This window comes from Micromonospora sp. C41 (assembly GCF_018070485.1).
Lineage (GTDB): Bacteria > Actinomycetota > Actinomycetes > Mycobacteriales > Micromonosporaceae > Micromonospora > Micromonospora chalcea.
Genome location: NZ_JAGPXP010000002.1, coordinates 176,707 through 194,821, shown reverse-complemented (window position 1 = coordinate 194,821; position 18,115 = coordinate 176,707). Strand labels below are relative to the sequence as shown.

Here is an 18,115-nt window from a genome sequence, read left to right as displayed (position 1 = left end):
CCGGTGGCCGGACGGCCGGGGCGACGGTTAGCGTGCCCGGCGATGAGGATTCGTGACTACGCCGACGCCGACTGGGACCAGGTCTGGCCGATCTTCGCCGACGTCGTGACCGCCGCCGACACGTTCGCGTACGACCCGGAATGGTCGCCGGGGACGGCGCGCGAGGTGTGGGTGGAGCGGCCGCCGGGGCGTACCTCGGTCGCGGTGGACCACGACGGCGCGGTGCGCGGCACCGCGAAGATGGGCCCGAACCGGCCCGGGCCGGGGTCGCACGTGGCGACCGCGAGCTTCATGGTGGCGGCGCACGCGCGCGGACGGGGCGTGGGCCGTGCGCTGTGCGAGGACGCGTTGGACTGGGCGCGGCGGCAGGGCTTCGCCGCGATGCAGTTCAACGCCGTGGTGGAGACCAACACGGCGGCGGTGGAGCTGTACCGGCGGCTGGGCTTCACGGTGATCGGCACCGTGCCGGAGTCGTTCGCCCACCCGACGCTGGGCCGGGTCGGGCTGCACGTCATGCACCGGCGGCTGTGACATCGGCGGCCGGAAAACGCCTGGCCGGACCGGGTGGGTTGCTGACAGGCTGCCCGTCATGACCGCTCATGCCCTCGCCGGGGCGCTCGCCGACGAGCGCCGCCGGACCGTGTTCGCCGCGATCGTGCTCGGCGCCCGGGACCTGTCTGCCGTGGTGGCCCTCACCGGGCTGCCGGCCCGCGACGCCGCGGTGGCCGTACGCCGTCTCACCGACACCGGTGTGCTCGCCGATGACGGGGGCGGGCTGCGGGTCGACGCCGAGCGGCTGCGCGAGTTCGCCCGGGCCGGGGCGGCGTCTCCGGCGGCCCCGGCGGCGAACCCGCGCGAGACGATCCTGCGCACGTTCCTGCGTGACGGCACGCTGACCCGGCTGCCCGCGCAGCGCGGACGCCGCCGCGTGCTGCTGGAACACATCACCGAACGCACCTTCGAGCCGGGACGTCGTTATCCGGAGCGGGAGGTGGACGACGCGCTGCGCCGGTGGTGCGAGGGCGGCGAGGCCGACCACGTGACGCTGCGCCGCTACCTGATCGACGACATGCTGCTCACCCGTGAGCAGGGCGTCTACTGGCGGACCGGGCCGTGAGCGGCTGGAGCACGCACGTCGCGCGTCCGGAGGAGCCGGACGCGACGCTGGTGCTGCGCGAGTACATGGCGGAGATGGTGCGCCGCTGGTACGGGCGTCCGGAGCGGCCCGGTGAGGTGGACGCCGCGCTGGCCGAGGACCCGAGCGACGACCTGGTCGCGCCGAGCGGGCTGCTGGTGCTGGCCCGCCGCGACGGTCGCCTCGCCGGGTGCGCCGGGCTGCGGTGGCAGCCGGACTGGGCCGAGCTGACCCGGGTGTACGTGCGCACGGAGCACCGTGGCGCCGGTGGTGGAGCGGCGCTGCTCGCCGCGGTCGAGGCGTACGCCGTCGGTGGCGGGGCGACGCGGATCCGGCTGGACACCCGCTCCGACCTGGTCGAGGCGCGGGCCCTGTACGCCCGGCACGGCTACCGGGAGATCCCCGCCTTCACCAGCGGCCCGTACGCGCAGCACTGGTTCGAGAAGTCACTGCCGGCGCGAGTTGACGACGCGGCGCGGGCGCGTTAAAACAGAACCAGGAACTTGAGTCACCAAGACTCAACTTGAGACCTTGGGCCAGGAGAACCGAGGAGGCAAGAGCCATGTTGATGCGTACCGACCCGTTCCGCGAGATCGACCGGATCGCCGAGCAGTTCTTCGGCACCGCCGCCCGGCCCGCCGTGATGCACCTGGACGCCTACCGCGACGGTGACCACTTCTACGCGGCGTTCGACCTGCCCGGCGTCGACCCGGACAGCATCGACTGCACCGTCGAGCGCAACGTGCTGACCGTCCGCGCCGAGCGCCGTCGCCCCAGCGGCGAGAACGTCGAGCTGGTCGCCGCCGAGCGTCCGATGGGCACGTTCACCCGGCAGCTGTTCCTGGGCGACACGCTCGACACCGACCGGCTGGAGGCCGGCTACGAGAACGGCGTGCTGACGCTGCGCATCCCGATCGCCGAGCGCGCCAAGCCGCGCCGGATCACCGTGGCCACGCCCGCCGAGGGCAACGGCCGCCGCCAGCTCACCACCGCCTGACCGTCCACACCGACGCGGGGGAGGCCGGAGCGCCGGCCGACCCCGCGTTGTCGTACCAGCGCGCCTGATCGCCAAACCATCCGCGGGCTGAGAGCCTTTCTCACATGCTTCGCCCCGAGGTGCTGCCGCGCGCCCGCACCGCCGCCCTGCCCGCCGGCCCGGCCGACGTCACCGAGGCGTGGCTGCGCAACCGGCGGCTGTCCGAGCACACCCGTGACGCGTACCGCCGTGACGTCACCGGCTGGCTGACCTGGTGCGCCGAGCGGGGGCTCGACCCGCTGCGGGCCACCTTCCTCGACGTCAACGCCTACGGCCGGGAGTTGGAGTCCACGCCGCGCGGGCGCGACGGCCGGACGCTCACGCCGGCCACCGTGGCGCGCCGGTTGTCCGCGTTGTCGAGCTGGTACGACTTCCTCGCCAAGCTGGGCGCGGTGACCGCCAACCCGGTGTCGGCGGCGGACCGGCCGCGGGTGGACCGGGACCACTCCGCCACCGTCGGCCTGACGCCGGAGGAGGTCGACGCGTTGATCGCCGCCGCCGAGACGGACACCGGCCCGACCGCCGCCCGCAACCGGGCCGCCGTCGCGCTCCTGGCCGACCTGGGGCTGCGGGTGGGGGAACTGGTCGCGCTGGACGTGTCCGACCTGGGCACCGAGCGCGGTCACCGCAGCGTCCGCTTCGTCGGCAAGGGCGGCAAGGTACGCCGGCGCGCGCTCACCCCGGGCACCGCGTACGCCCTCGACGCCTACCTGACCGCGCGGGCCGAGGCGCAGGGCGTGACGGTGCCGGAGCTGACCGGTCCGCTGCTGGTCACCGCGACCGGCGGCCGGCTGGACCGGCATGCCGTGTTCCGGCTGGTGCGCCGCCTCGCGCAGCGCGCCGGGATAGCCGCCTGGGCGAAACTGTCGCCGCACTCGCTGCGCCACGCGTTCGCCACCACGGCCCGCTCGGAGGGAGTGCCGCTGGAGGACGTGCAGGACGCGATGGGGCACGCCGATCCGCGTACCACCCGCCGCTACGACCGGGACCGGCACAACCTGGACCGCGATCCGGCGTACGCGATCTGGGCGGCCCGCGCCCGCCGTCGCGGCTGAGCCGTCGCGCGGACCGGTCAGCCCTGCGGGCGGGGGCAGAGGCAGAACGGCTGCCCGATCGGGCGTACCGGCAGTCTGCCGCCGCCCCCTGACATCTTCGGCCCGTCACGGGCGCGCGGCGCAACCGCCTGCGCGGCGCGTTCCGGTTGCCTACCGTCGACGGTGATGGGCAGGCAGCAGGAGTGGCACCACACGGCCCGGCGGCGCCGGCCGCTACGCGCGGGCGTGCTGATCGCCGGTCTCGGCGTGGGCACCTGCCTGATCGGGGTGGCCGGGCTGGCGGTGTGGAACGCGCAGGTGGTGCTCCAGTCCGACGGGCCGGTCCGGGAGACCGCCGACGGGTTCTTCCGCGACGTCGCCGCCGGGGACACCGACGCGGCGTACGAGCGGCTGTGCGCCGAGGCCCGGGGCAGGTGGAGCAAGGCCGGCTTCGGCAGTTGGGTGCGTACGCCGCCGCAGGTCAGCGGCTACGAGATCGTCGACGTGTCGGTGGCGACCCGCTCCGGCAAGCCGACCGGGACGGTGATCGTGCGGATCAACCGTGACGGCGGCGGCAGCGAGGAACGTGAGTTGCCGATCGTGTCGGAGGGCGGGTCGTGGCGGGTGTGCGGGGACCCGTTCTGAGGCTCAGGCGCGGGGGCCGAGGTCCCCGGAGCGGTAGTGCCGCCGGCACAACACCTGGTAGCGCACGTCGGCGGTGTCCACGGTGTCGCCGATGACGACCTGGGCGCCCTCGCGGACCACCGCGCCCTGCACGACCCGGGCGTTGAGCAGCCCTTCCCGCCCACACCAGCACAGCACCTCGACCTGGATCCGGGCCACCTCGTCGGCAAGTTCGAACAGCCGCTGCGCGGCCGGGAACAGGCAGGAGCGGAAGTCGGTGGCCAGCCCGAAGGCGTAGACGTCGACGTCGAACCGGTCGACCAGTTCGGCCATCTGCTCGACGTGTTCGAGGTTGTAGAACGACGCCTCGTCGCAGATCAGGTAGTCCACCCGTACCCCTTCGGCCCAGGCGTCGCGGACCAGGTCGCGCAGGTCCAGGTCGTCGGTGACCTCGACGGCCTCGTGGGCCAGGCCGATGCGGGTGGTGACCTGCGGGCCCAGCGAGCGGTCGATGCGGGTGGTGACCAGGCCGCGGCGGCCCTGGCGGGCGTGGTTGTGGTTCATCTGCAACGCCATGGTGGACTTGCCGCAGTCCATCGGCCCCCAGAAGAACTTCAGGGCGGCGGCGTGCAGCGGCCGGCCGTCGACGCCGCGGGCGGCGGCGCAGCCGGCGGCTCGGTCGTCGCCCGGCCCCGGCAGGGGACGGGCCAGGCAGGTCGGGGCGGCGTCGTCGGTCACGTCGGGGCAGCCTAGTCCATCGACGCCGCCGGATCCGGTCCGCGATGATCGACCCGTCAGAGCACCCGGGGCGGGGTGTTGCCGGCGGCGATGATGGCCCGGCGCATCGGCACGGCGGCGAGCAGCGCGAAGCCGACCACGAAGAAGATCAACAGCGACACCAGGCCCACCCGGTACGACGAGGTCAGCTGGAACACCAGGCCGAACGCCAGCGGGCCGAGCCAGCTGGTGCCCTTGTCGCTGATCTCGTAGAAGCCGTAGTACTCGCCTTCCTTGCCGGCCGGGATGAGCTGGCTGAACAGCGACCGGCTCAGCGCCTGGCTGCCGCCGAGGACCAGGCCGATGCAGCCGCCGAGGATCATGAACGGCACGGGCGCCTCGGCCGGCAGCCGGAACGCGGCGATGATCACACCGGTCCAGAGCACCAGCGACAGCAGCACCGTCTTCCAGGCGCCGATGCGCTTGGCGAGCGCGCCGAGGGCGAGCGCGCCGCCGAACGCGAGGAACTGCACCAGCAGGATGGTGACGATCAGCGTGCTCTGGTCCAGTCGCAGCTCCTCGGTGCCGTACTGGCTGGCCAGGGTGATGACGGTCTGGATGCCGTCGTTGAAGACCAGGAACGCGAGCAGGAAGAACAGCGTCAGCGGGTACGTCTTGAGTTCGCGCAGGGTGCGCCCGAGCTGCCGGAACCCGTCGGTGAGCACATTGCCGCCCGCCTGCAACGCGGCGGCGGTGGGGTGCTCGCGCAGCCAGCGCAGCGGGACCAGGGTGAACGCCGCCCACCACACGCCGGCGGACACGATCGACCAGCGGGCCAGGTCCAGCGTGCGCTGGGCGTTGCCCTCCTCGCTGAGCATGGTGACGGCGACGAGGTTCAGCGCGAGCAGCAGACCGCCGCCGAGGTAGCCGATGGCCCAGCCGCGGCTGGAGATGCCGTCGCGCTCGTCCGGGCCGCCGAGTTGCGGCAGGAACGAGTTGTAGACGACCACGGCGGCGCCGAAGGAGATGTTCGCGACCAGGAACAGCGCGCCGCCGAGCAGGTAGCGCTCGCCGGTGACGAACGCGAACGCGATGGTCGCGCCGGCGCCGGTGAAGGCCGCCGCGGCGAGCAGCCGTTTCTTGTGCGCCGACCGGTCGGCGATCGCGCCGATCACCGGCAGCACGAACACGGTGAGGAAGACCGACAGCGAGATCAGGTACGGGTAGAACGAGCCGGCGGCGACCTTGACGCCCAGCGGGTACACCGCGCCGTCGCAGCTGTCCGCGCCCAGTTCGCAGCCGGCGGCCAGCTCGGTGACGGTGGTCAGGAACGGCCCGAGGAAGACCGTGATGACCGTGGTCTGGAACGCGGAGTTCGCCCAGTCGTAGAAGTACCAGCCGGTGCGCTCGCGGCGGGTGCTGCCCGGTCCGGCGGGGTCGGCGACGGCGGGGGTGACCGTATCGGCCATCGGGGGTCGTCCTCGGGGGGTCAGGCGGCCCAGTGGCCGCGGCTGCGGTAGACGTCGCGGAGCACGCTGACGTGATCGGTCATGATGCCATCCACACCAAGATCAAGTAAGTGGTGCATCTGGGCGGGTTCGTCGATCGTCCAGACGTGCACGTGCAACCCGATCCGGCGGCAGTACGCGAGGAACCGCCGGTCCACCACCGGCACCCGCCCGAAGGAGACCGGGACCTGCGCGGCGACCACGGACGGGGGCAGCCGCACCGGTCGCCCGTGCAGCGAGGCCAGCCGCAGCCGGGCCACGCCGCGCATGCCGAGGCTGGTGGCGACGCTCGGGCCGGCCAGCGCGCGCAGCCGCGACAGCCGGGCGTCGCTGAACGAGGCGAGCAGCACCCGGTCACCCGCGCCGGCCCGGGTGACGGTGGCGACCGTGGGCGCCACGCCGCCGTCGGACTTGACGTCGATGTTGAACCGCACCTGCGGCCAGGCGTTCAGCACGTCGTCCAGCCGGGGCACCAGGGCGGCCCCGCCGACGCGCACCGAGGTCAGGTCTGCCCAGCGCAGGTCCGCGATGCGACCGGGCTCGCCGGTGACCCGGCGCAGCGTCGGGTCGTGGAAGACCACGGGTACGCCGTCGGCGGTGGCGTGCACGTCGGTCTCCACGTACCGGTAGCCCAGGGCGACGGCACGGGCGAACACGGCGGCGGTGTTCTCGTCGCCGTCGGCCGCGCCGCCGCGGTGGGCGAACGCCAGCGGCGCGGGCGCGTCGAGGTAGCCGTGACGGGGCTGCACGCGGGCAGTATGCCCGGCCCGGGTGGCGCGCACATGGCCGGGCGATGAAATTACCTATCGTTCCCTATCGTGACTAAGATAGGGTGCGATGAGTAACGACATGTATTCGGTTGAGCAGGTCGCTGACCTGCTCGGGCTGCACGTGCGCACCGTGCGCGGCTACATCCGGTCCGGTCGGCTGCGGGCCACCCGGATCGGCAAGCAGTACCGGATCGCGCGTGCGGACCTGGACGCGCTGACCGGCCGGCCGGCCGTCGCGGCCACCGGACCGGCGGCGGAGGTGTCGAGCGTCCTGCGGCTCGACGGCGTCGACCGGACCGCCGCCGACCGGCTCGCGACGCTGGTGCTGGCCGGCGTGAACACCCACCACGACCCGGACCGTCCGCTGCGGGTGCAGACGGTCCACGACGAGGAGCGGCAACGCATGACCATCATGATCCTGGGCGACCTCACCGCCACCGCCGACCTGCTGCGCCTGGTCGACGGGGTGCTGGGCGGCGGCAACGACCTGCTCGGCGGCGGCCGTGACTGACCTGATGCAGGAGCGCGCCGGCGTGGCGGTGCTGGTCTGCGACCCGGACGGCCCGCCGATCGCCACCGAGCGCGACGCGCTGGACCTGATCGGCGCGGCGTTCCTCGGCGCGACTGTGGTGGCGGTGCCGGCCGAGCGGCTCGACCCCGGCTTCTTCACGCTCGGCACCCGCTTCGCGGGCGAGGTGATGCAGAAGTTCGTCAACTACCGGCTGCGCCTGGCGATTGTCGGCGACATCTCCGCGCACCTGGAGCGCAGTGGCGCGCTGCGGGCGCTGGTGGCCGAGTCGAACCGGCACGACCAGGTGTGGTTCGTGCCCGACCTGACCGCCCTCGACGCCCGCCTGCGCGCCACCGGCTGACCTTCGCCCCGCCTCGCTGATCTTGCACTTGCGGCCCTCGTCGGGGGCGATTGGCCCGGTTTGCCGGGGCACCAACCGCAAGATCGGCGGAGCAATGGGGCGCGGGAGTGGCGGGTCAGCTGCCTGCGTCGCGGGTTCCCGGCGGCGGGTAGGGCTGCTCCGCGAGCAGCCGGGCCAGGTGGGCGCTGTTGAGCGCCAGCGCGGCGGTGGTGCGGCCGGTCGTGTCGGGTTTGGGGCGGGCGTCGACGTAGTCGGTCTTGTGCAGCGCCTCGCCGACCCAGTAGGTGGCCCCGGCGGCCGGGCAGGTGAACCCCACCTCGTTGAGGGCCTGCTGCACCTCGGCGATGGTGTGGTGCGCGCCGTCCTCGTTGCCGACCACTGCCACCCCGCCGACTTTGCCGTAGGTTCGCAGGCGGCCCTGGTCGTCGGTCTCGGACAGTTCGGCGTCCAACCGTTCCAGGACCATCTTGGTGACCGACGAGGGCTGACCGAGCCAGATCGGCGTGGCGATGATCAGGATCTGGGCGGCGAGCAGCTTGGCGCGGATGGCGGGCCAGCCGTCGCCGGCACCCTCGTCCACGGAGACCCCGAAGCGCACGTCGTGGTCGACCACGCGGACGATCTCGCCGTCGACACCCTGATCGGCCAGCGCGTCGAGCACCTCCTGACCGAGCACCTGGGAACTGGACGTCGCCGGTGAGCGCTTCAGGGTGCAGTTGAGGACGAGTGCTCGAACAGCGGTCATGGCCGGATCCTCTCCGCCTCGGGATTGCGGGACTTGATACCCGCCTCCGGGGCCGGGATGCGTCAGCCGGGGCGGTGGCGGCGGTGGGCGCGGGCGGTGTCGACCGGCCGGCCCGGGTCGACGTGGCGCGGCAGGTCCGGCTCGTCGGGGCGCAGCGGGACCAGGTCGTCGGTGATCGCGTCGATGATCCGGTCGGTGGCGTGCCGGGCCGCGCCGGGAGAGCCCGACCGCAGGTCGTCGATCGGCACCGGAGCGCCGAAGTGCACCCGGATGGCGGGCCGGCGAACGAGCGCGCGGGCCACCCCACGCAGCATCCCCTTCGGCGCGCGGTACGGCAGTACCTCGTGCGAACCCCACTGCGCCACCGGTACGACGGCGGCGCCGCTGGCGAACGCGAGCCGGGCCGTGCCGGTCTTGCCCCGCTCGGGCCACATGCCCGGGTCGAGCCCGATGCGTCCCTCCGGGTAGACGAGCACCACCGAGCCGCCGGCCACGGCCTGGGCGGCGACCTCCAGCGAGCGGTGCACGGCGGCGGTGCCGCGGTCGACGCGGATGTGCCCGGCGCGGCGCATCAGCGCCCCGATCACCGGGGTGCGGAACAGGCCGCCGGTGGCCATGATCCGTGGCGCGACGTCGCGGACCCGGCAGGCGGCGGCGAGCACGACCGGGTCGAACGGGCTGATGTGGTTGGCGGCCAGGATCAGCGGGCCGCGGCGCAGCGCGTCGGGCACGTCGCCGGTGACCTCCAGCCGGCCGACCAGCCCGACGGCGGCGCGGGCGAGCGTCTGCGCGCCCCGCCACAGCAGCGGCGCGCGCCAGAGGGTGCTGTTCATCAGTGCTGGATGGTCGCACGCGCAGGGGTGGCGGTGGGAGCCGGTGGGGGTCCTCCGGCAAGGGTGATCAGGGTCATTGGTCCCGGGCCGGGTGGGGCCCTGCGGCCCTGCTGCTTTCGCTACGACGCCGAGTAGTATCTACTACGTCTCGTAGTATGCACAGCTGGGGGTTTTCTGGTGGACGCGTTGGACGTCGCCCGCTGGCAGTTCGGTGTCACCACCGTCTACCACTTCTTGTTCGTGCCGTTGACCATCGGCCTGTCCGTGCTGGTGGCGATCCTCCAGACCATGTGGCACCGCACCGGCAACGAGCGGTACCTCAAACTCACCAAGTTCTACGGCAAGCTCTTCCTGATCAACTTTGCGATGGGTGTGGTCACCGGCATCGTGCAGGAGTTCCAGTTCGGCATGAACTGGAGTGACTACTCCCGCTTCGTCGGTGACATCTTCGGCGCGCCGCTGGCCATCGAGGCCCTTGTCGCGTTCTTCCTGGAGTCCACGTTCATCGGCCTGTGGATCTTCGGCTGGGACCGGCTGCCCAAACGCCTGCACCTGGCCGCGATCTGGGCCGCCGCGATCGGCACCAACCTGTCGGCGTACTTCATCCTCGCCGCCAACTCGTTCATGCAGAACCCGGTCGGCTTCCGGATCAACCCGGAGAGCGGCCGCGCCGAGCTGACCGACTTCGTCGCCGTGCTCACCAACAAGGTCGCCCTGGTCACCTTCCCGCACACGCTGGCCGGCTCGTTCCTGGTCGCCGGGTCGCTGATGGTCACCGTCGGCCTGTGGCACGTGATGCGCAACCGCGACAGCGCCGACACCGGCGCGTACCGCTTCGCCACCAAGCTCGGCTCCTGGGTCGTCCTGATCTCCTCGGCGCTGGTGATCCTCACCGGCGACATCCAGGGCAAGATCATGACTGAGGTGCAGCCGATGAAGATGGCCGCCGCGGAGGGCCTCTACACCACCGAGAGCCCCGCCTCGTTCTCCGTGCTCACCGTCGGCAGCCTCGACGGCAGCCGCGAGATCTTCGCTCTCAAGATCCCGTACCTGCTGTCGTTCCTCGGCACCGGCGACCCCAACGGCACCGTGCAGGGCATCAACGACCTCCAGGCCCAGTACGCCAGCCAGTACGGCCCCGGCAACTACGCCCCGATCATCCCGGTCACCTACTGGAGCTTCCGCTTCATGATCGGCTTCGGGCTGGCCGCCGCCGCGATCGCGCTGCTGGTGCTCTGGAGCCAGCGCAAGGGCCGCACCCCCACCAGCAAGTGGCTGCTGCGCGCCGGCCTGGTCATGCCCGTGCTGCCGCTGCTCGCCAACTCCTTCGGCTGGATCTTCACCGAGATGGGCCGCCAGCCGTGGATCGTCTTCGGCGAGATGCTCACCCGTGACGGCGTGTCCCGCAGCGTCTCCCTGACCGAGGTCCTCACCTCCTTCACCGCGTTCACGCTCATCTACGCCGTCCTCGCGGTGGTCGAGTTCAAGCTGCTGGTCCGCTATGCCCGCGCCGGCGTCCCGGACGTCACCCCGCAGACCGACGACGACGACACCGACGACGCCGAGCGCCCGCTGGCGTTCGCCTACTGACACCCCGGAGCCCAACCGTGGAACTGACGACCGTCTGGTTTCTCCTCGTAGCAGTGCTCTTCACCGGCTACTTCATCCTCGAAGGCTTCGACTTCGGCGTCGGGATGCTGCTGCCGGTGCTCGGCCGCGACGACCGGCAGCGCCGCGTCCTGATCAACACCATCGGCCCGGTCTGGGACGGCAACGAGGTGTGGCTGATCACCGCCGGCGGCGCCATGTTCGCCGCCTTCCCCGAGTGGTACGCCACCCTGTTCTCCGGCTTCTACCTGCCGCTGCTGCTCATCCTGCTGGCCCTGATCGCCCGCGGCGTCGCCTTCGAGTACCGCCACAAGCGGCCCGAGGCGTCCTGGAAGCGCCGCTGGGACCAGGCCATCTTCTGGGGCTCGGCGATCCCGGCCGTGCTGTGGGGCGTGGCGTTCGCCAACATCTTCCGCGGCGTGCCGCTGGACGCCGACCACGAGTACGTCGGCGGGCTGCTCGACCTGCTCAACCCGTACGCGCTGCTCGGCGGCCTGACCACGCTGGGGCTGTTCCTCACCCACGGCGCGGTGTTCCTGGCGCTCAAGACCACCGGCGACATCCGCGAGCGCGCCGGCGCCCTCGCCGTCAAGCTCGGCGTCGGCACCGCCGTGGCCGCGGTGGCGTTCCTGAGCTGGTCGCTGACCATCCGCTCCAGCGCCGCCGCCGTCGTGCTCGCCGTCGGCGCCGCCCTCGCCCTGCTCGGCGGTCTGGCCGCGGCCAAGGTACGCCGGGAGGGCTGGGCGTTCACCGGCACCGCCGTGGCGATCGCGCTGGCCGTGGCGACGCTGTTCGCGGCGCTGTTCCCGAACGTGATGCCGTCCACGCTCGACGCGGCCGGCACGCTCACCGCCACAAACGCCGCGTCCACCCCGTACACCCTGAAGATCATGACCTGGGTGGCGGTGATCTTCACGCCGATCGTGCTGGCGTACCAGGGTTGGACGTACTGGGTGTTCCGCCGCCGGATCGGGGTACAGAACATTCCGCAACACTGATCGACCTGTGGGCGCAGGGGCGCGGGGCCGGTGCGAGGGGGTCGCACCGGCCCCGCGGGGCGTTCAGCGCGCCTCGCGCAGCTCCGCCAGCCGCGCCTCGATCTCGGCCAGCTCGGCGCGCAGCTTCTCCGCCTGCTGCTCCGCCTCGGCCCGCTCGGCGGCGAGGATCTGCTCCACCGCCTCCTGCACCCCCGGCACGTCCACCAGCGCCACCATCCGCAGCGCCTCGGCCGGCTTCACCACGTACGGCCGGGCCAGCGCCTTCGTGCCCTGCTGCGCGGCCACCGTCCACTCGCCCTCGGCGTACGCCAGCGTCACCGTCAACCCCGGCGGGGTCTTCGGCTTCGCGGCCTTCACCGCCCGCTTCGCCGGCTTCGGCTCCGCCTGCGGCGCCTCGGTCTTCGGCTCCTCCCGTCGTGGCGCCGGCACCCGCGGCGTGTCCAGCACGAACTCCGGCTCCGGCGCGGCCGGCGGCTGCTCCGGTTCCGGCTTCGCCTCGGCGGCCGGACGCCGCCCGGCGCCCTTCGGCGCGACCGCCACGTCGGCGGGGGAGAACGGCAGCTCGTCGCGGCCGAACCGCACCACCACGAACTCCTCCGACGCCTCCGGGTCGGTCAGCTCCACCACCTGCCCGATCTGCCCGGCGATCTGCCCGGCCGCCTCGGTGAACACCACCCGGGGCTTGCGGCCCGCCGCGAGCGCCTCCCGGATCCCCTGAACCTCGTCAGTGGACAAACCCTGACCCGCCATCACGCCCTCTTCCGTACACCTGTTTGACGCAGCCTTGATACCAGCCGGCTGCGACACCACGATGATCAGCCCCCGAGGGCCCGCAACGCCGCGTCGGCGTGCTCGCTCATGCTCAGCTCGCTGCGCACCACGGCGAGGACCCGCCGGTCCGTGCCGATCACGAACGTCATCCGCCGCGTGCTCAGCGGCCCCAGCGGCAGCCGCCGCCGCACCCCGAACGCGTCCGCCACCGCGCCGTCGACGTCGGAGAGCAGCGGATAGTCGAACCCGTGCCGGCGGGAGAACTCCGCCTGCCGCTGCACCGGATCACGGCTGATCCCCACCCGCTGCGCGCCCACCGCCGCGAACTCCGCCGCCAGATCCCGGAAGTGACAGCTCTCCGCCGTGCAGCCCCGCGTCATCGCCGCCGGATAGAAGAACAACACCACCGGCCCGGCGGCCAGGAACTCCGACAGGCGACGCGGCGTCCCCGTCTCGTCCGGCAGCGTGAAATCCTCGACCAGGTCACCGACACCCAACGCGTTACTCATGACGCGAGGATATGTAGACATCGGCGATCCGGCTCCGTCGTCCCCGGCGAGCGGCGGGGAGGCACCGCCGCACGACGCGAAGGACCGACAGTGAAGTACGTCATCATGATCCACTCCAACCCGGAGCCGTGGGGCCACCCCACCTCCGAGTATCTGGCCTCCTACCAGGAGCTGCCCGCCGAGGTACGGGACCGGCTCAACGCCGACTTCGAGCAGGTGCTGACCGAGCTGCACGCCAACGGTGAGCTCGTCGTCGGTGAGGCGCTCGCCGACCCCGCCACCGCACGGCTGTACCGGTGGAGCGACGGCGCGCCGCTGGTAACCGACGGCCCGTACTCCGAAGCCAAGGAACACCTCGCCGGGTTCTTCCTGATCGACGTGGAGGACCAGGCCCGCGCCGAGGCCGTCGCGGCGAAGTTCGCCGGCCCGGGGGAGACCGTCGAGCTGCGGCCCCTGATGTGGCCGGGCGGCTCCGATCAGTAACGCCACAGCGCTGGCGGACGTGTGGCGCCGGGAGGCGCCGCACGTCCGCGCCGCGCTGCTGCGCCGCTACGGGCACCCCGACGCCTGCGAGGACGCCCTGCAGGACGCGGCGGAGGCGGCCGCCGCCAACTGGCCGCGCACCGGCGTCCCCGACGACCCCCGCGCCTGGCTGATCCGGGTCGCCGCGCGGCGGCTGATCGACCGGATCCGCGCCGACGCGGCCCGTACCCGCCGCGAGCGGCTCGACGCGGCCCGGCAACCCGACGCCGGCCTCGTACCGCCCGTCGACGACACGCCGGTGACCGGCGCCGACGACACGATGCGGCTGCTGTTCCTGTGCTGCCACCCGGCGCTGAGCCGCCCCTCACAGGTCGCGCTGACCCTGCGCGCGGTGGCCGGCCTGCGCGTCGAGCAGATCGCCGCCGCCTACCTGGTGCCGGCCCGGACCATGACGCAGCGGCTGAGCCGGGCCCGCGCGACGCTACGCGAGGCGGGCGCCCGGTTCACCATGCCGCCGCCGCACGCGCTGCCCGCCCGGGTGGCCGCCGTGCTCGACGTGTGCCACCTGGTGTTCAGCGAGGGCTACACCCGCACCTCCGGTGACCAGCTGCTGGACGTCGCACTCGCCGAGGAGGCGATCCGGCTCACCCGCCAGGTCCACACCGCACTGCCCGAGCACCACGAGGTGACCGGCGCGCTGGCGCTGATGCTGCTCACCCACGCCCGGTCGCCCGCCCGCACCGACGCCGCCGGTGACCTCGTGCCGCTCGCCGACCAGGACCGCTCCCGCTGGCGCGGCGACCTGATCGACGAGGGCGTCACGCTGCTCGGCCGGGCCCTGCCCCACGGCCCGGTGGGCCGCTACCAGCTCCAGGCGGCCATCGCCGCCGTCCACGCCGAGGCCCCGACGTTCGACCGCACCGACTGGCTGCAGATCAGCGTCCTCTACGACATGCTGAGCCGGGTCGCCCCCAGCCCGTTCGTCACACTCAACCAGGCCGTCGCCGTTGGCATGGCGCACGGCCCCGACGTCGGGCTGGCGCTGCTCGGCCCGCTGCTGACCGACCCGGCCATGCGCGGCCACCACCGGCTGCACGCCGTCCGCGCCCACCTGCTGGAGCTGCACGGCGACCCGCAGGCCGCCGCCGAGCACTACCGGCTGGCCGCCCGGCTCACCGGCAGCCTGCCCGAACAGCGCTACCTCAACCGGCGGCTGGCGCGCCTGACCAGCGACTCCTGATCGCGGTCACCGCCACACCCCGGCCACCTCGGCGGCCACCGTGTCGGCCTGGGCGAACCCGGCCCGCGCCGACGCGGCCCGCCGCGCCGGATCCAGCACGTTACGGCCGATCGCCGTGCGCGCCGCCCGGTCCGGCGACACCACCGCCACCCGCGCGCCCGCCGCCCGCAGCGCCGTCACCTGCGCCGACAGCCGCGGCATCGGTCCGACCGCCGCACGGGTCGGCGCCAGCACCACCACCCGCTCGCACCCGGCCGCCAGGTCCGCGTTCACCGGCGACCGGACGCCGCCGTCGACGAAACGCCGGTCACCGATCGTCACCGGCGGCCAGACCCCCGGCACCGCGCAACTGGCCCCGACCGCGTCCACCAGCGACGCCCCGCTGTCCGCGTCGAACACCACGAACTCGCCGGAGGCCGCGTCGACGGCGGTGACCAGCAGCCGCGCCGCCGGCCAGTCCGACGACGGCAGCCGCGCCGCGATCACCGCCCGCCGCGACTGCTCCGACGGGGTACGCGCCGACAACGCCATCGCGCCGATACGCGCCCGGGCCCGCGCCGCGTCCCGGCCCCGCCCACCGGCCCACGCCCAGCGCAACAGCACCCCCGTCCCGAGGCGCGCCGGCACCTCCTCGCGGGGCGGCCGCAGCTGCGCCTCGTACAACTGCGTCACCGGCGTACCCGAACGCACCTGCGCCCCGACCACCGACCCGGCCGACGTGCCCACCACCAGCTCCGCCTCGTCCAACCGCAGGCCGTGCCCGGCCAGCCCGGCCAGCAGACCCAGCTCCCAGGCCACCCCGGTGACCCCGCCGCCACCCAGCACCAACGCGCGCCCCATGTGACAGTCCTCTCCACCCCGGATGGTCCCGCCCACGGTAACGTCGCCCCCACCGCAAGGCAGGGGAGAAGTGCATTGACCTCCGTCACCATCGTCACCGGGGGAGGACGCGGCATCGGCGCGGCCACCGCCCGGCGGCTCGCCGCCGAGGGCCACGACCTGGTCATCGGCTACCGCGCCGACCACACCGCCGCCGAATCCGTGGCCGCCGACGTCCGCGCGGCCGGCCGCCGCGCGGTCACCGTCGCCGCCGACACCACCGACCCGGACCAGGTACGCCGCATCTTCGACGCCGCCGACCGGCTCGGCCCGCTCACCGGCCTGGTCAACAACGCCGGCGTCACCAGCCCGATCGGCCCGTTCACCGACCTGCGCGTCGACGACCTGCGCGAGGTCGTCGACGTCAACCTCATCGGGTACGTGCTCTGCGCCCAGCAGGCGGCCCGGCGGCTCACCCGCGGCGGCGCCATCGTCAACGTCTCCTCCGTCGCCGCCACGCTCGGCTCACCCGGCGAATACGTCCACTACGCCGCCGTCAAGGCCGCCACCGACACCCTCACCGTCGGGCTCGCCAAGGAACTCGCGCCGCACGGCATCCGCGTCAACGCCGTCGCCCCCGGCATCATCCGCACCACCATCCACGCCCGCTCCGGCGTGCCCGACCGACCCGACTCCGCCGCCGGGCGGATCCCGATGGGCCGCGCCGGGGAACCCGAGGAGGTCGCCGGCGCGATCGCCCACCTGCTCGGCCCGGACGCCTCGTACACCACGGGCGCGGTCCTGCGCGTCGGCGGCGGGCTCTGACACGACGGCGGCCCGGGGTGTCCGCCCCGGGCCGCCGCCTCGCCTTCTGCGCTACTGGGTGAACAGCTTCGCCGCCGTGATCACCGTCTGCACCACCCCGTAGCCCAGCAGCACCGACACCACCAGCCACGACACCACCAGGCGGGTCCGCTGCCCGCCACCGCTGTGCTCGTTCACGATCCGCTCCTCTCCGTCGGCCCCTGCGCTGTCCCGTCCCGTCCCGACGCCGGCTCGTGGTAGCGCTCCGGCACCGGCCGCACCAGCAGGTTCGCCACCAGGCCGACGGCCAGCACGCCGACCATCGTGAACAGCGCCGGCCGGTACGCCGCCGCGGTCAACGTGCCCGGCTCGCCCTGCGCGTCGAGGAACCCGTTGACGATCAGCGGCCCGGCCACCCCGGCCGCCGACCACGCGGTCAGCAGCCGGCCGTGGATCGCGCCCACCTCGAACGTGCCGAACAGGTCCCGCAGGTACGCCGGAATGGTCGCGAACCCGCCGCCGTAGAACGACAGGATCACGGACGCCAGCAGCACGAACAACGCCGTCGAGGTCTGCCCCACCAGCGCCAGCAGCAGGTACAGCACCATGCCCACACCCAGGTACACCACGTAGATCGGCTTACGGCCGATCACATCCGACGTGGACGACCACACGAACCGGCCCGCCATGTTGAACAGCGACAGCACTCCCACGAACCCGCCGGCCGCCGCCACCGACACCGCCGAGGTCCCGTTGTCGCGGAAGAAGTCCTGGATCATCGGGCTGGCCTGCTCCAGGATGCCGATACCCGCCGTCACGTTGCAGAACAGCACCACCCACAGCAACCAGAACGACCGCGTCTTCAGCGCGTTGGCCGCCGACACGTTCGCCGTGGTCACCAGCGGCTTCTCCGCCACCGTCGACGGGTCGAAACCGGCCGGCCGCCAGTGCGGCGCCGGCACCCGCACGTTGAACACCCCGAACATCATGATCACGAAGTAGCCGATGCCGAGCGTCACGAACAGCCACACCAGCGCCGAGCCCGACGCGGTGGAACCGCTGTCCGACGGGTCGTACCCGGCGTCGTAGAACGACAGCAGCTGCCGGGACAGGGGAGAGGCCACCATCGCCCCGCCACCGAACCCCATGATCGCCAGCCCGGTCGCCAGCCCCGGCCGGTCCGGGAACCACTTGATCAACGTGGAGACGGGGGAGATGTACCCGATCCCCAGACCGATCCCGCCCAGCACCCCGTACCCCAGGTACAGCAGCCACAGCTGCCCGGTCGCGATGCCCAGCGCCCCGACCAGGAAACCCGCCGCCCAGAAACACGCCGACACGAACATGGCCTTACGCGGCCCGTTCGCCTCCACCCACGTACCGGCGACCGCGGCCGACAACCCCAGCATCACGATCGCGATGCTGAAGATCACCCCGATCGCCGTCTGACTTGTGTCGAAATGCGCGATCAGGGAGTTCTTGTACACGCTCGTCGCGTACACCTGCCCGATGCACAGATGGATCGCCAGCGCCGCCGGGGGGATCAGCCAGCGGCTGTACCCCGGCGGCGCGACGGTGTGCCGACGATCGAGTGCGGAAAGCATCGTTG

The 18,115-nt window shown here is 72.9% G+C and carries 23 protein-coding genes; 13 read left to right on the top strand and 10 right to left on the bottom strand.

The features are described from left to right. Positions 1 to 42: 42 nt before the first annotated feature. From KBX43_RS03135 to KBX43_RS03110, 6 genes are all read left to right on the top strand, one after another. Complete coding sequence (locus tag KBX43_RS03135) at positions 43 to 531, top strand: GNAT family N-acetyltransferase (protein WP_210882891.1); 489 nt, start codon at positions 43 to 45, stop codon at positions 529 to 531. 58 nt (positions 532 to 589) lie between these two features. Further along, complete coding sequence (locus KBX43_RS03130) at positions 590 to 1,117, top strand: DUF2087 domain-containing protein (protein ID WP_210882889.1); 528 nt, start codon at positions 590 to 592, stop codon at positions 1,115 to 1,117. Further along, positions 1,114 to 1,623, top strand: a complete 510-nt coding sequence (locus KBX43_RS03125) for a GNAT family N-acetyltransferase (RefSeq protein ID WP_307851457.1) — start codon at positions 1,114 to 1,116, stop codon at positions 1,621 to 1,623. Before KBX43_RS03130 ends, KBX43_RS03125 begins: the two co-directional genes overlap by 4 nt. 74 nt (positions 1,624 to 1,697) lie before the next feature. Beyond that, positions 1,698 to 2,132, top strand: coding sequence for an Hsp20/alpha crystallin family protein (locus KBX43_RS03120; protein ID WP_030504676.1), 435 nt, complete (start codon positions 1,698 to 1,700; stop codon positions 2,130 to 2,132). Positions 2,133 to 2,236: 104 nt separating this feature from the next. After that, positions 2,237 to 3,226: a tyrosine-type recombinase/integrase gene (locus KBX43_RS03115; RefSeq protein ID WP_069089657.1), complete on the top strand. Its 990-nt coding sequence runs from the start codon at positions 2,237 to 2,239 to the stop codon at positions 3,224 to 3,226. Between the two features lie 165 nt (positions 3,227 to 3,391). After that, positions 3,392 to 3,850, top strand: coding sequence for a hypothetical protein (locus KBX43_RS03110; RefSeq protein ID WP_064445967.1), 459 nt, complete (start codon positions 3,392 to 3,394; stop codon positions 3,848 to 3,850). Between the two features lie 3 nt (positions 3,851 to 3,853). On the opposite strand, the gene KBX43_RS03105 is transcribed toward KBX43_RS03110, so the two are convergent. The 3 genes from KBX43_RS03105 to KBX43_RS03095 all read right to left on the bottom strand — a co-directional run bounded on the left by KBX43_RS03105 (position 3,854) and on the right by KBX43_RS03095 (position 6,803). After that, on the bottom strand, positions 3,854 to 4,540 hold the full coding sequence (locus KBX43_RS03105) for a thymidine kinase (RefSeq protein WP_369799353.1): 687 nt from the start codon (positions 4,538 to 4,540) through the stop codon (positions 3,854 to 3,856). Positions 4,541 to 4,623: 83 nt separating this feature from the next. Next, positions 4,624 to 6,015, bottom strand: a complete 1,392-nt coding sequence (locus KBX43_RS03100; RefSeq protein WP_043324045.1) for an MFS transporter — start codon at positions 6,013 to 6,015, stop codon at positions 4,624 to 4,626. Between the two features lie 20 nt (positions 6,016 to 6,035). Beyond that, positions 6,036 to 6,803 (bottom strand): glycerophosphodiester phosphodiesterase, encoded by a 768-nt coding sequence (locus KBX43_RS03095; RefSeq protein ID WP_210882887.1) that lies wholly within the window; start codon positions 6,801 to 6,803, stop codon positions 6,036 to 6,038. An 88-nt stretch (positions 6,804 to 6,891) separates the two neighbouring features. Here KBX43_RS03095 and KBX43_RS03090 point away from each other — a divergent pair, with 88 nt between their 5' ends. Further along, positions 6,892 to 7,335, top strand: a complete 444-nt coding sequence (locus KBX43_RS03090; protein WP_223201060.1) for a helix-turn-helix domain-containing protein — start codon at positions 6,892 to 6,894, stop codon at positions 7,333 to 7,335. Next, positions 7,328 to 7,696, top strand: a complete 369-nt coding sequence (locus KBX43_RS03085; protein WP_166457442.1) for a DUF4180 domain-containing protein — start codon at positions 7,328 to 7,330, stop codon at positions 7,694 to 7,696. The genes KBX43_RS03090 and KBX43_RS03085 overlap by 8 nt, the downstream gene beginning before the upstream one ends. 115 nt (positions 7,697 to 7,811) lie before the next feature. Here the strand turns inward: KBX43_RS03085 and KBX43_RS03080 are convergent, their stop codons facing one another. Both KBX43_RS03080 and KBX43_RS03075 read right to left on the bottom strand, forming a co-directional pair. After that, positions 7,812 to 8,441 carry a flavodoxin family protein gene (locus KBX43_RS03080; protein ID WP_166457441.1) on the bottom strand — a complete coding sequence of 210 codons (630 nt, stop codon included), beginning with the start codon at positions 8,439 to 8,441 and terminating at the stop codon, positions 7,812 to 7,814. A gap of 62 nt (positions 8,442 to 8,503) precedes the next feature. Next, the gene (locus KBX43_RS03075) at positions 8,504 to 9,274 is read right to left on the bottom strand and encodes a 1-acyl-sn-glycerol-3-phosphate acyltransferase (protein WP_064445965.1); all 771 of its coding nucleotides are present in this window, start codon (positions 9,272 to 9,274) and stop codon (positions 8,504 to 8,506) included. Positions 9,275 to 9,451: 177 nt separating this feature from the next. Here KBX43_RS03075 and KBX43_RS03070 point away from each other — a divergent pair, with 177 nt between their 5' ends. Continuing rightward, on the top strand, positions 9,452 to 10,864 hold the full coding sequence (locus KBX43_RS03070; protein WP_043324038.1) for a cytochrome ubiquinol oxidase subunit I: 1,413 nt from the start codon (positions 9,452 to 9,454) through the stop codon (positions 10,862 to 10,864). A 17-nt stretch (positions 10,865 to 10,881) separates the two neighbouring features. After that, entirely contained in the window at positions 10,882 to 11,880 is a 999-nt protein-coding gene (cydB, locus tag KBX43_RS03065) for a cytochrome d ubiquinol oxidase subunit II (RefSeq protein ID WP_069089654.1), read from the top strand. A gap of 63 nt (positions 11,881 to 11,943) precedes the next feature. Here the strand turns inward: cydB and KBX43_RS03060 are convergent, their stop codons facing one another. Continuing rightward, the gene (locus KBX43_RS03060) at positions 11,944 to 12,630 is read right to left on the bottom strand and encodes a hypothetical protein (RefSeq protein WP_064446491.1); all 687 of its coding nucleotides are present in this window, start codon (positions 12,628 to 12,630) and stop codon (positions 11,944 to 11,946) included. A gap of 65 nt (positions 12,631 to 12,695) precedes the next feature. After that, on the bottom strand, positions 12,696 to 13,160 hold the full coding sequence (locus KBX43_RS03055) for a peroxiredoxin (RefSeq protein WP_274478456.1): 465 nt from the start codon (positions 13,158 to 13,160) through the stop codon (positions 12,696 to 12,698). 90 nt (positions 13,161 to 13,250) lie between these two features. Between KBX43_RS03055 and KBX43_RS03050 the strand changes: the two genes are divergently transcribed. Further along, positions 13,251 to 13,643: a YciI family protein gene (locus tag KBX43_RS03050; protein ID WP_043324033.1), complete on the top strand. Its 393-nt coding sequence runs from the start codon at positions 13,251 to 13,253 to the stop codon at positions 13,641 to 13,643. A 19-nt stretch (positions 13,644 to 13,662) separates the two neighbouring features. Beyond that, positions 13,663 to 14,883, top strand: coding sequence for an RNA polymerase sigma factor (locus KBX43_RS03045; protein WP_210882885.1), 1,221 nt, complete (start codon positions 13,663 to 13,665; stop codon positions 14,881 to 14,883). A gap of 6 nt (positions 14,884 to 14,889) precedes the next feature. Here KBX43_RS03045 and KBX43_RS03040 read toward each other — a convergent pair whose 3' ends face one another. After that, positions 14,890 to 15,723, bottom strand: coding sequence for a patatin-like phospholipase family protein (locus KBX43_RS03040; protein ID WP_069089649.1), 834 nt, complete (start codon positions 15,721 to 15,723; stop codon positions 14,890 to 14,892). A gap of 75 nt (positions 15,724 to 15,798) precedes the next feature. Here KBX43_RS03040 and KBX43_RS03035 point away from each other — a divergent pair, with 75 nt between their 5' ends. Beyond that, positions 15,799 to 16,527 (top strand): SDR family NAD(P)-dependent oxidoreductase, encoded by a 729-nt coding sequence (locus KBX43_RS03035; protein WP_069089648.1) that lies wholly within the window; start codon positions 15,799 to 15,801, stop codon positions 16,525 to 16,527. A gap of 51 nt (positions 16,528 to 16,578) precedes the next feature. Here KBX43_RS03035 and KBX43_RS31800 read toward each other — a convergent pair whose 3' ends face one another. Both KBX43_RS31800 and KBX43_RS03030 read right to left on the bottom strand, forming a co-directional pair. Then, positions 16,579 to 16,704, bottom strand: coding sequence for a hypothetical protein (locus tag KBX43_RS31800; RefSeq protein WP_255361250.1), 126 nt, complete (start codon positions 16,702 to 16,704; stop codon positions 16,579 to 16,581). Further along, complete coding sequence (locus KBX43_RS03030; RefSeq protein ID WP_064445960.1) at positions 16,701 to 18,110, bottom strand: OFA family MFS transporter; 1,410 nt, start codon at positions 18,108 to 18,110, stop codon at positions 16,701 to 16,703. Before KBX43_RS03030 ends, KBX43_RS31800 begins: the two co-directional genes overlap by 4 nt. Positions 18,111 to 18,115 lie beyond the last annotated feature (5 nt).

Coding starts and splice junctions, on each gene's coding strand:
- KBX43_RS03090 (WP_223201060.1), top strand. CDS start 6,892: ATGAGTAACGACATGTATTCGGTTGAGCAGGTCGCTGACCTGCTCGGG.
- KBX43_RS03120 (WP_030504676.1), top strand. CDS start 1,698: ATGTTGATGCGTACCGACCCGTTCCGCGAGATCGACCGGATCGCCGAG.
- KBX43_RS03110 (WP_064445967.1), top strand. CDS start 3,392: ATGGGCAGGCAGCAGGAGTGGCACCACACGGCCCGGCGGCGCCGGCCG.
- KBX43_RS03040 (WP_069089649.1), bottom strand. CDS start 15,723: ATGGGGCGCGCGTTGGTGCTGGGTGGCGGCGGGGTCACCGGGGTGGCC.
- KBX43_RS03115 (WP_069089657.1), top strand. CDS start 2,237: ATGCTTCGCCCCGAGGTGCTGCCGCGCGCCCGCACCGCCGCCCTGCCC.
- KBX43_RS03080 (WP_166457441.1), bottom strand. CDS start 8,441: ATGACCGCTGTTCGAGCACTCGTCCTCAACTGCACCCTGAAGCGCTCA.
- KBX43_RS03100 (WP_043324045.1), bottom strand. CDS start 6,015: ATGGCCGATACGGTCACCCCCGCCGTCGCCGACCCCGCCGGACCGGGC.
- KBX43_RS03075 (WP_064445965.1), bottom strand. CDS start 9,274: ATGAACAGCACCCTCTGGCGCGCGCCGCTGCTGTGGCGGGGCGCGCAG.
- KBX43_RS03055 (WP_274478456.1), bottom strand. CDS start 13,160: ATGAGTAACGCGTTGGGTGTCGGTGACCTGGTCGAGGATTTCACGCTG.
- KBX43_RS03135 (WP_210882891.1), top strand. CDS start 43: ATGAGGATTCGTGACTACGCCGACGCCGACTGGGACCAGGTCTGGCCG.
- KBX43_RS03060 (WP_064446491.1), bottom strand. CDS start 12,630: ATGGCGGGTCAGGGTTTGTCCACTGACGAGGTTCAGGGGATCCGGGAG.
- KBX43_RS03130 (WP_210882889.1), top strand. CDS start 590: ATGACCGCTCATGCCCTCGCCGGGGCGCTCGCCGACGAGCGCCGCCGG.
- KBX43_RS03030 (WP_064445960.1), bottom strand. CDS start 18,110: ATGCTTTCCGCACTCGATCGTCGGCACACCGTCGCGCCGCCGGGGTAC.